20 protein-coding genes are annotated in these 13586 nt (G+C 41.9%); 12 read left to right on the top strand and 8 right to left on the bottom strand.

Annotated elements, in window-relative coordinates:
- Positions 1-128: 128 nt before the first annotated feature.
- Positions 129-332 (top strand): hypothetical protein, encoded by a 204-nt coding sequence (locus ACM0OY_RS04520; RefSeq protein WP_414567689.1) that lies wholly within the window; start codon positions 129-131, stop codon positions 330-332.
- Between the two features lie 53 nt (positions 333-385).
- Here the strand turns inward: ACM0OY_RS04520 and ACM0OY_RS04525 are convergent, their stop codons facing one another.
- Positions 386-607: a hypothetical protein gene (locus ACM0OY_RS04525; protein WP_414567690.1), complete on the bottom strand. Its 222-nt coding sequence runs from the start codon at positions 605-607 to the stop codon at positions 386-388.
- 305 nt (positions 608-912) lie between these two features.
- On the opposite strand from ACM0OY_RS04525, the gene ACM0OY_RS04530 reads away from it, so the two are divergent.
- The 5 genes from ACM0OY_RS04530 to ACM0OY_RS04550 all read left to right on the top strand — a co-directional run bounded on the left by ACM0OY_RS04530 (position 913) and on the right by ACM0OY_RS04550 (position 3630).
- A complete protein-coding gene (locus tag ACM0OY_RS04530; RefSeq protein WP_414567691.1) occupies positions 913-1137 on the top strand; it encodes a hypothetical protein in 225 nt (74 codons plus the stop codon).
- A gap of 3 nt (positions 1138-1140) precedes the next feature.
- Positions 1141-1317 (top strand): plasmid mobilization protein, encoded by a 177-nt coding sequence (locus ACM0OY_RS04535; RefSeq protein WP_414567692.1) that lies wholly within the window; start codon positions 1141-1143, stop codon positions 1315-1317.
- Positions 1318-1343: 26 nt separating this feature from the next.
- Positions 1344-1643 carry a hypothetical protein gene (locus tag ACM0OY_RS04540; protein ID WP_414567693.1) on the top strand — a complete coding sequence of 100 codons (300 nt, stop codon included), beginning with the start codon at positions 1344-1346 and terminating at the stop codon, positions 1641-1643.
- Between the two features lie 142 nt (positions 1644-1785).
- On the top strand, positions 1786-1935 hold the full coding sequence (locus tag ACM0OY_RS04545) for a plasmid mobilization protein (RefSeq protein WP_414567694.1): 150 nt from the start codon (positions 1786-1788) through the stop codon (positions 1933-1935).
- Between the two features lie 84 nt (positions 1936-2019).
- A complete protein-coding gene (locus ACM0OY_RS04550) occupies positions 2020-3630 on the top strand; it encodes a virulence-associated E family protein (RefSeq protein ID WP_414567695.1) in 1611 nt (536 codons plus the stop codon).
- 405 nt (positions 3631-4035) lie between these two features.
- Here ACM0OY_RS04550 and ACM0OY_RS04555 read toward each other — a convergent pair whose 3' ends face one another.
- The 3 genes from ACM0OY_RS04555 to ACM0OY_RS04565 all read right to left on the bottom strand — a co-directional run bounded on the left by ACM0OY_RS04555 (position 4036) and on the right by ACM0OY_RS04565 (position 5855).
- Positions 4036-4578, bottom strand: a complete 543-nt coding sequence (locus ACM0OY_RS04555) for a hypothetical protein (protein WP_414567696.1) — start codon at positions 4576-4578, stop codon at positions 4036-4038.
- Positions 4579-4753: 175 nt separating this feature from the next.
- Entirely contained in the window at positions 4754-4966 is a 213-nt protein-coding gene (locus ACM0OY_RS04560) for a hypothetical protein (protein ID WP_414567697.1), read from the bottom strand.
- A gap of 250 nt (positions 4967-5216) precedes the next feature.
- The gene (locus ACM0OY_RS04565) at positions 5217-5855 is read right to left on the bottom strand and encodes a hypothetical protein (RefSeq protein ID WP_414567698.1); all 639 of its coding nucleotides are present in this window, start codon (positions 5853-5855) and stop codon (positions 5217-5219) included.
- A gap of 91 nt (positions 5856-5946) precedes the next feature.
- Between ACM0OY_RS04565 and ACM0OY_RS04570 the strand changes: the two genes are divergently transcribed.
- From ACM0OY_RS04570 to ACM0OY_RS04585, 4 genes are all read left to right on the top strand, one after another.
- Entirely contained in the window at positions 5947-6201 is a 255-nt protein-coding gene (locus tag ACM0OY_RS04570; protein ID WP_414567699.1) for a hypothetical protein, read from the top strand.
- The gene (locus tag ACM0OY_RS04575) at positions 6194-6682 is read left to right on the top strand and encodes a hypothetical protein (RefSeq protein WP_414567700.1); all 489 of its coding nucleotides are present in this window, start codon (positions 6194-6196) and stop codon (positions 6680-6682) included. The genes ACM0OY_RS04570 and ACM0OY_RS04575 overlap by 8 nt, the downstream gene beginning before the upstream one ends.
- Before the next feature lie 27 nt (positions 6683-6709).
- Positions 6710-6958, top strand: a complete 249-nt coding sequence (locus ACM0OY_RS04580) for a hypothetical protein (protein WP_414567701.1) — start codon at positions 6710-6712, stop codon at positions 6956-6958.
- Between the two features lie 123 nt (positions 6959-7081).
- Positions 7082-7654: a hypothetical protein gene (locus ACM0OY_RS04585; protein WP_414567702.1), complete on the top strand. Its 573-nt coding sequence runs from the start codon at positions 7082-7084 to the stop codon at positions 7652-7654.
- A gap of 24 nt (positions 7655-7678) precedes the next feature.
- On the opposite strand, the gene xerC is transcribed toward ACM0OY_RS04585, so the two are convergent.
- Positions 7679-8872, bottom strand: a complete 1194-nt coding sequence (gene xerC / locus ACM0OY_RS04590; RefSeq protein ID WP_414567703.1) for a site-specific integrase — start codon at positions 8870-8872, stop codon at positions 7679-7681.
- A gap of 513 nt (positions 8873-9385) precedes the next feature.
- On the opposite strand from xerC, the gene ACM0OY_RS04595 reads away from it, so the two are divergent.
- On the top strand, positions 9386-9565 hold the full coding sequence (locus tag ACM0OY_RS04595; protein ID WP_414567704.1) for a transposase: 180 nt from the start codon (positions 9386-9388) through the stop codon (positions 9563-9565).
- 160 nt (positions 9566-9725) lie between these two features.
- On the opposite strand, the gene nspC is transcribed toward ACM0OY_RS04595, so the two are convergent.
- The 3 genes from nspC to ACM0OY_RS04610 all read right to left on the bottom strand — a co-directional run bounded on the left by nspC (position 9726) and on the right by ACM0OY_RS04610 (position 12950).
- On the bottom strand, positions 9726-10880 hold the full coding sequence (gene nspC / locus ACM0OY_RS04600) for a carboxynorspermidine decarboxylase (RefSeq protein ID WP_414567705.1): 1155 nt from the start codon (positions 10878-10880) through the stop codon (positions 9726-9728).
- Between the two features lie 2 nt (positions 10881-10882).
- A complete protein-coding gene (locus ACM0OY_RS04605; protein WP_414567706.1) occupies positions 10883-12082 on the bottom strand; it encodes a saccharopine dehydrogenase family protein in 1200 nt (399 codons plus the stop codon).
- Positions 12083-12497: 415 nt separating this feature from the next.
- Positions 12498-12950, bottom strand: a complete 453-nt coding sequence (locus tag ACM0OY_RS04610) for a DUF1392 domain-containing protein (RefSeq protein WP_414567707.1) — start codon at positions 12948-12950, stop codon at positions 12498-12500.
- A gap of 202 nt (positions 12951-13152) precedes the next feature.
- On the opposite strand from ACM0OY_RS04610, the gene ACM0OY_RS04615 reads away from it, so the two are divergent.
- On the top strand, positions 13153-13545 hold the full coding sequence (locus ACM0OY_RS04615; RefSeq protein WP_414567708.1) for a hypothetical protein: 393 nt from the start codon (positions 13153-13155) through the stop codon (positions 13543-13545).
- The last annotated feature ends 41 nt before the right edge of the window (positions 13546-13586 follow it).

The raw sequence follows: 13586 nt of genomic DNA on the forward strand, positions 1-13586 counted from the left end.
TCAGCCTTCTAAGAGTATTAGAAAACAAATAAACTGGGGTAAATGATAGTCAAACTGATAGTCAAAGGGGAGTTTTGGGGGTAACTTGACATATTTTAGGTATACCTCAGACATCAGAGTTATATCAGATGGCATCCTATAAGTTACCAGTTACCCTAACCCATGATCTCTATACCAAACTTCAGAAACTCTCAGCCGCTAATGGGCTTTCTATGGCAGCCCAAATCCGATACCTTATCAGTCAAGCAAGTAACCATCCAGGAGTTACAGGCGAGTTTACAGGAAGTCAGGGAGAGTCAGCAGAGGGTACAGATAACCCTAGAGCGCATTGAGAAAGATTTAGATGCTAATACAAAAGTACTACAGAAGTTAGTTGAGCATCTAGTTACCCTTGATTCCATCTCAGCCCATTAGTCATTGGATGTTGGGTGTTATCGGTGGTCATCTGATTATCAGAGTGTCTAGTCAGGTTATAGGCAACCTGCGATCGCCGGAGTTCCTTAAGCGCAGTGGCGACTATCTGATAGTCAGGGTCAGACTGGCAAAGGCTAGTCCTAAGTTGAATCAGGCTAGCCTCTAAAGTTTCATATTGATTTTGAATATCCATACTAGGTTAGCATATTGACTAAGTAGTAATAACTATAACAAACTTCCTATAAAACTACCTATTTTCTTCGGTCATTAGTTTACCTTTAACCCTCTGGTTAACCCCAGGGGGCTTTTTAGTTGGGTCTAGGGGTAACTGGCTTGCGCTGGCGATCGCTTCAGGTATTATCAGCCAGCTTAAAATACCAAATCATCTCAAATAGGGTTAACCCAATGTGCCAGTTTATATACAAAATGTGCCAGTTAAGCCAGCCATTAATATCTGCATGGGTTATAATGGGAGTATACTAAGAGAGGAAAGAAACAATGGAACTCCCAGTTTTTACCAGAGTGGCTTTAGATTTAGATGAATACCTGATCGAGCTAGACAAGGCGGATTTAGAGAAGTTATCAGTTATCCCATCGGTCAAGTCAGCAATAAAGACCTTGTATACTCTGCGAGGGTCTAAGTTTATTGATTTATGGGATTTATTCACAGATAGCCTACCTGATCTTGATGGAGTTGAAATCTTCTTGGATGATGAGGTATGAATAATGACTAACCAGAGAACCAACCGGAAAGTTAAGTTACAGGTCTGGCTGACTGAAGAGGAACATGAACTACTGTCTCAGGCTGCCACCGCAACAGGTCAGGGGATGTCTAGTTATGTCCGGTCTACTGTACTCAAGGCGATTAAGGCTGACTTAGGGGCAACTGTAGCGGATAAGTAACTAATCAAATACTTAAAGGATTAAAAATGTCTTACTGGTCAAAGGAAGAGGAACAAAGAATACTAGCCACAGCCAGATTAGAGCTAGTACATGGTAGCTGGGATTTAGAGACAGTTGGGGGTAGTTATATTGAGGTGAACCATGCCCAAATATTAAAAGCAATACCTCAGTTAGGTTTTGATAAAAATGGTGAGCCTATAGGGGATTTAGTCGATGTTTATTTTTATACTGGGGAAGTGGTAACAGTTAGTTTAGAGACTAATGAGGAATCTTCCCTACACATCTATGATCAGTTCCCCATCTGCTGCTCTATTCCACAAGTATAAATACTTATTCCTAAAGGTATAGATTTAGATATCTTTAGGATTCCTTAAGGTTTATAGGATTATTCAGAGGCTAGAACCCTGATTCTACTGTTAGATTACCCGACTTGACAATGTTAGATAAAGCGCATTGATATTACAGGAAATGACTAGAACATCATTGATTAACTTCCGGGCTACTGAACAGGAAGTAGCAAAGATAAAGGAACTGGCTAAGGCAGCAGGTTACAGCCAGTCAGAATATATCCGGTTAGCTGCTTTAGGCTTCCCAGTGCAACCAGTACAAACCAAATAGGGTAACCAGTTAGCAGCTAGTTACCCTAAAGCTCAATATTCAAAGTAAACAAACACAGGGCATTAGCCCAAAGGATTCAAATAAATGGATTACAGCAATACCAACTCAAAGGAAGTCGATATGTCTGATTATAACAGCTTTAATGATACTAAGTCAAGTCCTAGCGGCTTTGATGATACTGACCTCAATAGCCTTTTAAAAGAACTTAAAGTGGTGAATATCCTAAGTGTATCGGTTAGGGGTTCATCTAGATTTGATAACAAAGACCACAGAGAGCAAATACCCCTTATAAACAGCATAAGAGCGCATATTAATAAGTCAGGTAATGAGGCGGGTTATGTTTGGTTTGAGGTGTTTAAAGCTGTTTATGATGGCAGAGTAGAGCTTAATGCTTGGACTGGGGAACTTTATTTAGATGGGCAAATAGTAACTGAAGAATATTTAATAGACAGGTTAGAACAGGCTCTAAAAATGCTCATGAGACTTAACCGAGAGCAGTTCCAAAGGAAGTTTCAAGTCTGGATTGATAAGTATACCTTTAACCCAGTTAGGCGACAAATAGAGGATATTATAAAAGAAAAAACACATCAGTGGGTTATCCCCGGAACAAACCCTAAGACCATCCAAAATATTGAAGGCTATTATACTAACAGAGAGAAAAAACCCATATCTGATATTGAAAAACTTTGCTCAATAGGTGGGTATATAGTCAAAGATTATTATGAGCCTATGGAAGATTGGGACAAACTAGCCAGTATCTTGTTTGGTACTGATGATGTATTGAGTCAGATGATGTTAGAAAAATGGCTAATATCCGCAGTTGTTAGAGCTTACCAACCGGGGGAACAAGTGGATTACAGCCTAGTATTAAAAGGTAAACAAGGGGCGGGTAAGTCTACTTTCTTCCGATTATTAGGTGGGGAATATTTCTTAGACCTGGATAACTCAACCGATGGAACCGAAGTTAAAAGACAGCTTGATAAGTCTTGGATGGTTGAAATGGGTGAAATGGAAGGCATAACCCGCAAAAAAGAAGTAGAGGAGCTTAAGGCATTTCTAACAAAGACTAAGGATACATTCAGAGGGTTATATGAGCGCAAGCCATCTGATCATCCTAGACATTGTGTGTTTGGTGGAACTTGTAACTCCGATGAGATTCTGAGAGATTCAACAGGTAATAGAAGATTCTGGATTATTGACTTAGGAGATCGCAAAGTTAACAGAGATTATTTAGTTGAAAACAGAGACTCTATACTGGCTACTGCATATCTTAAGTGGCAACAGGGGGTTACTTGGTATCCAGATGATCAGATGTCAGAACAGTCTGAGGATAGAAACAAGAACTATCAGGAGGTTAATGAGTGGACACAAAAGGTTAACCATAGTTTAGCTAAACTACAGGGCTTTATCGACAGCAAGAATACATCAGGTAAGAGTAGAGATGGGTATCAACATTATGATGGGTTAGCTATTAACTTATCTGCCTTCATGGAACACAGCCTAAAACTTCATGTAACATTACATAGAAGTTGTAACAAGAAAATAACCCAAGCATTAGGTGAGCTAGGTTATACCAAAAAAAGACCTACCTTAGCTGATGGTAGCCGCCCCTGGGTTTATATAAAACATGGTGTTCAGAATCCCTTAATAGTTGACTCCGCACAGTTAGAGCAAATGGCAGAATGCTGGAAGTAGTCAACTAACCCGATTATTTAACCTAATACCCCTTGATTACCCTTGTAGCCTTAGTGTTACAGGGGTTTATCCTTGTCCTATCAAAATACCTCTGTCCTATCAACTCTAAATCTCATAGGACAACCAGGTTGATTAGTGGGTAAGGGTTCTACCTTATTTGTCCTATCTGTCCTATGTGTCCTATGAAAAATAGAAAAGTATAGGACTTGTAGGTATGTATTGTATAAGCTATGCTAGTAATACTTATATCTAGGGTAAGTTGGGTAAAACTAGTAGGACACATAGGACAGATAGTAGAACCTCTACCCATTAAGCTTTTCGGGCTGTCCTATAAGATAAAACTGATAGGACAGACATAGGACACATAGGACAGAGCATCCTAACCAGTAACCACCTAGCAATCGCTTAATCAACATCACAGGTATTTAATACCCCCGCATTGGGACTTACCTGTACTGCTTTTGCAAAAGCACTAGTCCCTATAGCTGCATAACTATAACTTCCTAGCAATGAATCTAGTTCCTTTAAGCCTTCCTGTGGTAACAGCTTGGCTAACCCAGGATAATCAGAACTTTTAAAACCTGAGCTAGACCACCAGAATATACCAAAGGAACTTCTATCAAATGCCTGAATAACACTAGGGTCATTGGTAAATAATAAGTAGTCTAGTTTACCATCTGTACCCTTGAACTGGTACACCATAGCCCCCAAAGCCAAACCAATAGTATAAACCTTACATTGGGTTCTATCAAAGGGTTCATCATCCGCATAATCTGTGGGTTCATTGACCTGAGTTTTGGCTTGTTCTTCTGTCCCAGATTCAACTGTTCTCGATGTGCCTATTTGAAATGGTATGTATACTAAGAAACACAACCCTGTAATGGTAGCTATTATGGTAGCTAACCGCTTGGGGTGCTTTTCAATAAGGTCTAGGTATTTATTTAGCACTGTGATAATGGTATCTAATATTACTTACATCAGTCTATTCTGGTAAATAATCATGGTCAAGGATACCAATCAACCTCAGCAAACTACCCACTGGTCATAAAAAGACCCCGGCGATCGCTAGTCCCTCCTTGGATACCTAACAGGGCGCTGGCTGCCTGGGATGCCCCCGGAGTAATCAGGGGTCAGGGGTAACAAAGGGTCTATCAACGCATTCCACAGTTATCTTAGTTGCCTTAGTAACCCTCTGTTTCCTTTGGACTGCCTGACCTACTGCTACAGCAATAGCGCTCCAAGCTACTTTCTGGGTTAACCTGTCGCCTTGAACAAAGTACTCAACCCCATCTAAGGTAACTATAATCATCCGATCTCCTCTGTATCTAGTTCCCATTGTAACTTCCCAACAATAAACCCCGGTAAGCATAAATACTCATCGGGGTTATTTTGAGGTTCGCACGGGGTTGAAGCATGGCAATATAAAAAATAGCTAAATATCGCTTATTATCCCCGAATATCCTCATTTATCGACTTTTTGATGTAAGCACGGCAATATATAAGACCTCTTCCGATTGCAGTTAAATCCCATATAAAAACCCTGGAAGCCTTAGACTGCCAGGGTTATCTATTGCAGTCTACACGCGCTAGAAACTACCCAGTATGGACTCGATGATAAAGATATCATCGGTACTCAGTATATCTAAATCAGGAACTTGTACTGAGTTTTTCGCTTGTTCTACCAACTGTATTAACTTGGGTACAAAGTCAGTTCTCCACCGGGGCAATAGAACCTCAGCAGGTAGCCAAGTCGGGTCTTCATCGAACATTCGAGTCAACAGGTAATCAAACCATACTTGGGAGTCTAGAGGGTCAACCCCTGCCATTAACTCTACAACGGCTTCATAGAGTTCCTTGGTATTTGCATAGGTCTTGCCCTTAAATAGAAGTCCCCCATTACCTACCCTGTGGGTTGTAGACTCTACTCCATAAAATGGATGAGTCAGTAACTGGGCGACAATGCCCAGATATTTAGCGATCGCCGCCTCATCTCCATATTCCTTGCGGTACTGGATGAGATAAGTCTCCACATGGTCGGTTGTTAAAGTCCCAAACTTAATCTGAGCATCAATAAATCGCTCTAGCCACAGCATAAGCTCTTTCCTAGACCGGGCTTTGTTAGCCTCTTCCTCTGCTTTCTTCCGGCGCTCTGCCTCTTGTTGATCTTGTAGCAACTTGAGGGTTGCCAGTTGTTCATCAATGTATTTTTGAAAGTCCCCAGCCATAAGTTTTGTCCTTAATCTATTTGATATTACTTTGTCAACTTCGGTAGAGAGTTTGTTGACAAAGTAAGGATATATGGGAGGAAACAGACCAATGAAAAAACCACACCGGATAAGTTTCAGGATTGATGATGATACCTACAACTGGTTAGAGGGAATGGGCAAAGATTCCCCCCTATCGGTAGCTGAGGTAGCTAGGGAAGTATTAATGGTCAGCCGGATGTCAAAGGAGACTAAATCGGTCTATGGCAAATGTCTGGAGTATTTAGGCTCCCTGGATTCCACCGAGTTTTTACAGGGGCTTGATGGGTTGATAGCGGTACTTAAGGAGGTAAAGTCTAATGGGTAGAAAGAGCCATTGCCCCATCTGTGCGCTTAATGCTGAGGCTAGACAAAGCTTTGAGGATAAGGTAAGGCTAGGACTGCCAGCAACCGCCTTAGTTGATTACCTGATAACTCTAGGGGTTCATGTAACACCTCAGCAGATTTATAGCCATAAAAAGCACAGTAAACCCATCAAGCCCCCGGCAACATACCAGAGCCACCCGGTAGCCCCCCGGTTAACTACTAATGTCTCAGCCGATGGGTTAACCACCGATGACAGACAAGAAAGGCTACTGGCGATCGCTCTAGAGGCTGTTGATTCCCTGGCTGCCCAGTTCAATGCTGATAACAATCTCAGGGTTGCCAGGATGCTTAAGGAGATGGGGGAATGGGCTAGTCAGTTAGTTAAAGACAGGATGGCTAGGGAAACCATACCAGAAACCAATGTCACAGTATCTATCAACCTGGGGTCATTAGAACAAGAGTTAGGTATTCCAGAGGTTTAGTTTTCAAAATATATAAGGAACAAAACAATGATTAAGATGACAGCCAAACAGAAAGCATTATTCAACAGACTAACCCCAGCACAGAGGGCTAGGTTGTTAGAAGTCCTAGAGCATAAACAATACCTACCAGCTAATGTAAGGGCTGCCCAGACTAGAAAAGTTAAGAGACTGGGCAAGACCAAACAGGTATCAGGGGGTACTGCCTTTGACAAAGCCGCTCATGGACTTGGGGATGATGTCAGTCTAGCCCAGATGTACAGCGGTCATCTAGATTAGCACCTTTCATCGAAACATTTCGATATCCTGGGGAAATATTTCGATTAAGCCCAGAACAGCCAAAGCTCCCAAGGTATGACCAGTACCAAGGGAGCTATCAACAAATATTTAATAAACCATACCATGACTATTATAGCACACATTCCCCATAATGGGGGAAGTCGCCATAGCGATTATTTCACCGACCCTATTGAAGTCCGGTTAGCCTGTGGTAACTCATGGGAGTATAGCCTAACCGAATACCTGAATAATCAAGGGTTAGACCGAGTTTACCAGCCAGATCAGTACATGACTTACCGATCGGTTTATGGGATTTTGAAGGCTGACCCGGATAACTGGAGGAGTCGGAGTCAGTCTAAGTTAGCCCAAGACTTGTACCCAAAGTACCAGCGAGATATCCGAGTTATTCACAGGGGGGCTGGTTACAACTTAGAAGTAAAGTCCAAATCAGGCATCTTTGAAAACCATAACATATTGGTAGGCGGTATTGCAAGCCGATGGGAGCGCTATAGGTTCCCGGTTCATTTTGTAGTTGCCATCGATCGCAACACTGGGGAAGCCAGGATAACAGAGGCGGATAGGTTAACCAGAGAGACAAGCTGGCTTAGGGTCAAGTCCAAGGAACTATCCTATGGAGTACCCAGGCATCTATTTAGACCCCTGGACACTTGGCTAGACTTCCTAAAATCCCAGTAACAGCCGATGGGGTTAACCCTGTTATCAGATTTCTGGTAGGGTTAGGGGTACTGTATTACCTGCATAATGCTTCAGGATAATCTCTGGGCTATTCCCTACCAACTTAGCCACTGTGGTAACTGTTAACCCTTGCTCTAACATCAGGGTAATAAATGTATGTCGGGTATTGTAGGGGCATCTGTAGCGGTCTATTTTTCCTTGCTCAAGTAGTATTTGGATTACCCCTTTGTAGAACTTCTTACCCATCCTACCCCCCTTCCAAATCTGGGTACTGAACTTATTGTTATTTATTATACCTCCGGTAGGACTAGTAAAAACTGTCTGGTCGGGGCTAGGGGTATCGGGGCGGATAGATAGTAGTAGCTCCCTAACTTGGTTATTGCATGGGAACTTCCGAGTTTTACCTGTTTTAGTCCCCTTCCTAATATTTAGCTGGCTATCATAGGACTCAGTAAAGGTTATCTGGGTACAATCTGGGTTTATATGTTTCCACTGGAGCGCTATTGCTTCCCCGGTTCTACAGCCAGTCCAGAATAGGAACTTAACAAAGGGGGCATAATGTGGTTTGGTATCCTCAAATGCCTTGATAATGATATTCATTTCATCCCTACTGAAAGGGTCAATGGCATCTGAATCATGCTTAGGTAGCTTGATGTCTTCTGACATACCAGTAAAGGGATTATCAGCGATTAAGCCGGAAGCCTTAGCCCACTTGCAACATGCGGCTAAGTAGGTCAGTACCCGCTTGGCTGCATTAGGGGTTAGTTGGGTCAGCAGATAATCTCTGATTGTGATCGCCTGACTCAAGTCTTTAACAGGCAGGGACTGGATGTGGTTATGATACTTTCTGGCATAATCCCGGCGATATGTGGTCGGGGCTAACTGTGGTTTCATATACTCGCAATACTTAACCCAAAGTTGCAGTACATCGGACTCAGGGGTATTTGGCTTAACTATAGTTAGTTGGGGTTGCTTATAGGCTCCTAACTTCTCTCTGTAGCGGTCTAATGTCGGGTCAAGGTTCCCGGTTAGTATATCCTCTTCTATCCAGTTAGCTATCGAGTCTACCCGCCTTCGGTTAATCTCATTAGCATCTAGCCCGGTGCTAAGGTAGACCTGTTTACCTCCATCAACCACAGTTCTAGGTAGTCTGAGCCTTAACTTCCCTCGGTACTCCTCAACCCCTACATTACCCTTAACCCGCTTAGCTGTATTCATGACTATCAATAACCTCTACCTACCAGATTATGATAGTCAGTATGATAGTCAAAGTCAAGATAGTCAGCGGTGGGTTATTGGTTAATCAAGGGTTTCTGGGGTGTTTAGTACTTTAGGCAGAGGTCTGCAAAACCTCCATCCCCCGGTTCAAATCCGGGTGTCGCCTTTGACAAATGTACATTAACTAATTATTTGTCATTGTTAACAGATTAATGTCATGTTTAACAAATTGATGTCACTGTTAACAGATTGTGTGTCACAACTACAAACGGACACACTATCACAATGGCAAACCTCTGCCTTAAGTTTAAACCCACAAGAAATTTAGCAAAGTTTTTAGTACAACTACTAAAACTTTAAGAGGCTGTCTCTAAAGAAATGTAAAGAGATAAAAGTATGGCGATCGCTACAAATGAAAATTGATTTTGAAGCAATAGAGTAGTGGTCTAAACAATGACACGCAAAGCGTATCCAAGTGATGTAAATGATGCAGAATGAGTAATTATAGAGCCTTTGCTTCCCGGTTCACAACCCATTGGTCGTCGTGAAGTAAATTTACGAAAAATCATCAATGGAATTTTCTATGTTCTGCACGAGGGATGTACGTGGCGTGCATTACCACATGACTTCCCACCTTGGCAAACCGTTTATAACTATCTTGATAGAGGTTTGTTGAAAAAAGCGATCGCATAAATTTCGGTGTAGATTTTTCCGTATTTGACCTTCTCTAAAGCCAACAAGATAATAAGGTGGAAAAACTACCCTTATCTTATTAAAGTTGTAATTGGTGGCTAACACCTTTACCGGAGAATTGTGAGAAGTTTATAGTATTTTTAAATCAAGTTTCCATTGTTCAACCAAGTCTTGCTCGATAGTCTTCATAGGAAAACTGACGCCAAAGCTCGAATGTGCCATCTTTCTTAAGCAAGCCGATTGATGGATGTACCACACCGTTGAACATCGTGCTTTTCACCATCGTATAGTGCATCATATCCTCAAAGATCAGGCGATCGCCAATGGACAAGTCATCACAAAAGGCGTAATCACCAATAAAATCTCCTGCTAAACAACTCGAACCACCCATGCGATACACTTTGTCTCCTTCCTCTAATTCCCGCGCTCCTCGAATAACAGGTTTATAAGGCATTTCTAAGCAATCCGGCATATGAGCGGTAAATGACACATCTAACATGGCATGGGTAAGATCGGAGGTTGGAATCAGATCTTGGACGGTAGCTAGCAAAAATCCTGTTTCCCAGACGATTGCCGAACCTGGCTCAAGAATCAATTCAATATGTGGGTAGCGATTGTGAAATGCACATAAAACGTCAATTGCATGAGCAATATCGTAGCTTTGATGAGTCATCAAATGCCCACCACCAAGATTTAACCACTTTATTTGCGATAAAAAGTGTCCAAAAAAGTATTCTATATGTGAAAGCGTTTTTTCCAACGCATACGAATCGCTTTCACATAAATTATGGGACAAGAACCCTTCCACTCCTTTCGGTAGGCGATCGCCAATGTACTCCGGTAAAATACCAAGGCGAGTATTCGGCTGGCAAGGATTATAAAGCATTGTTTTGACTGGCGAGTATTGGGGGTTAATACGAAGCCCCAGCGATACTTGACAATGGGATCTTTCAATGAATGGGTAAAATCGTTCCCACTGACTCATTGAGTTAAACGTCAGATGGGAAGCATAAGTGAGAATGGAAGGCATATCTTCATGACGATAGGCTGGAGAATAGACATGAATCTCCTTGCCAAATTTTTCCCTAGCCAGTTGCACTTCCCACAACGAGCTTGCTGAGGCGCCGTGAAGTGTCCTTTGTACCAGAGGAAAGCTATGAAACAGAGAAAACGCCTTGAGAGCAAGAAGTACTTTTATCGGTGCTTCTTGCTGCACTCGTTCAAAAACAGCAAGATTTTGCTCAAGACGCACTTGGTCTAATACAAAACAAGGTGATGGGATCGTTGTGAAAGCTACTTTGCTGCTCTGCGTCATCCTTACTCCTTCTCGAATGGGGATGTTCCATCGATCGCCTCATGCCATGATAGTCCAAAAGGCCCAAGCAGCTTCATAAACGGATCGGGATCGCACTGCTCAACATTAAATACTCCAGGTTTTTTCCAGAAGCCATTAACCACCATTAGCGCACCAATTACCGCCGGAACACCTGTTGTGTAGGCGATCGCTTGCGCTCCAACTTCTTGGTATGCTTGAGCGTGGTCACAGTTGTTGTACACGTAGTATTTGCGTTCTTTTCCTCCCTTCACTCCATGAATATAGCAGCCAATGGATGTCTGCCCTGTATAGTCCTGTGCAAGAGATGAGGGATCTGGAAGCAGAGATTTCAGGAATTTTAATGGAACTACTTTGAATCCTTCATAATCAACTGGGTCAATGCGCGTCATTCCAACATTCTGAAGTACTTGAAGATGGGTGATGTAGCTTTGTGAAAAAGTCATCCAAAACCTGGCCCTCTTGAGAGTTGGAATGTGTTTTACAAGAGATTCCAATTCCTCATGATAGAGAAGATATGACTCTCTCTCACCTATTTCTGGATAAGGGACTGGACGATGAATCGAAAGAGGAGGTACTTCTACCCACGTGCCATTTTCATAATATCGCCCATTTTGGGTAATTTCCCGGATATTAATTTCCGGATTAAAATTGGTGGCAAACACTTGGCCATGATTCCCAGCGTTGCAATCAACAATATCGAGGTAGTGAATCTCATCAAAATAGTGCTTGAGGGCGTAGGCAGTAAAGACTCCCGTCACCCCAGGATCGAAACCACATCCAAGAATAGCAGTAATTCCTGCCTTTTTGTAAGGCTCGTGATATTTCCACTGCCAACTATATTCAAATTTTGCCTCGTCAGGAGGCTCATAGTTTGCGGTATCGAGATAGTGAACTCCTACCTCAAGACATGCATCCATCAACGCTAAATCTTGATAAGGAAGTGCCACATTGATGAGAATATCAGGGCGAAATTCTTTGAGAACTTCGACTGTATTGTTTACATAATCTGCATCAAGGGCGGCTACCTTAACTTTTGGTGACTGAACGCGTTCAGCAATCCGATGGCATTTTTCGATTGTCCGACTCGCCAGAAGAATTTCTGAAAACTCTTCTCGCGCAGCACATTTATGTACAACTACGTTTCCTACACCCCCAGCTCCAACTATCATTACCTGAGCCATGCTACCTCCTGAAAGAAGTGACTTTTACATTCTCTGTGAACTCGTAATTTTATTAACAGCTAATCACGAATCTATCCCACTAATAAAGCTCTTTGAATCCAAATATGAATAGTAGCAAGCTCAAGAAATGCATCAAAATATACTTTTCGACGTTAAGAGTGAACAACCTATTTAATACATAACGATATGGTGCATGAGGCATTCCTTTGCCACGTTTGGATGCCTCTTCAGAAAATATATCTTCAAACAACTTTCATTTCTTCGTCACTCAGTCCTTCAAAACGTCCAGCCATAAGGTGATACACCCTTCTCAGATGAAAAGTAGATTATCACATTTTCATATTAGTAGGATAGTTTCTTAGAATTTAATAAGAGATAACTTTAGAGCGGTGAGTGTCAATCCAACTGATAATAGTTATACACCAACATTTACTAAATCAACATCAGCAAGCCATATTGTTCTGCTTTGGGCAAACACTTCCTCTAAAATTGGGGAGCGCCACTCTACTCCATAAAGCCAATTATTTTTGAGACTAAAAATCCCTTGAATAATACGGTGTGTCGGCTGTTCACCGAAATCAACCTCAACTATGTCCCCCAATTCAAAAGCTGGAGTAGAAACAGTGGTTTTTTCTAGTACGTTTGTTCGGTGAAATTCTTGCTCAGGTAAGTAGAGAATTTCACTCTGGCAAACAATTGCATAAATCCACTCCTGTCTTTCCCACTGAACACCACAGCAGTAGCCTGACAAGTCTGAGATTGGCAACAAAACTTTTTCTAACATTTTGACTGCTAGTGGAGGCATGGTCTGACCCCACTCAGGAGAAATATGCCAACAGGATTCTAAGGCGGTAATTTGGTTAATCATCTGGGAATGTAGTTCTCTTTTTTATACATACACTCCCTTGCATCAGTCTGATCCGGAATATAATTCAAATACTTCACCCGCCATAGTCAATTACCTTTGTTTAGAGTTCCCAATTCCAGCCAAGCAATTGCTGATTAACCTAGAAATTAGTTTTGTGTTTTAAAGTAGAAAGTAGTTTGATTGAAAGTGTTTGTTACTAGCGATGAAAGTTTTAGGGTTAGTCTTGCCAGTCCTGTTACTGCTAGGCACACCTGCGATGGCAGTTGAGTTAAAAGGGCAAAATATTGATGGTCAAAAGTTACCTGCTAAGGCTTACTATTATGCAACAGGTGGGGTCTACAAAGTTCAGGTAAGCTTTCACAATAAACGAGCAATAATCTACTTTGCTGACGGAAACCAAATAACCATAAAGTTGAACCAGCAGGTAATCACTGACTCAAACGATATTGAAGGTTTTGGAAAACTAGGACAATATCCTGTAAATAATACATTCAATGTTGGGTTGGTATATAGCAATGATTGGCCCGGCAGCAGTAGTGGTCAATTGCAACAGTCCAATCCGCTAGAAGGGTTTTGGAAAATTAGTTTGGAGTGAATACCAGTGTTTCCTAATTTTCTCCCATCACAAGTTAATCA

The sequence above is a fragment of the Nostoc sp. CCY 9925 genome (genome assembly GCF_963920935.1).
In the GTDB taxonomy this organism is placed as follows: Bacteria; Cyanobacteriota; Cyanobacteriia; order Cyanobacteriales; family Nostocaceae; genus Nostoc.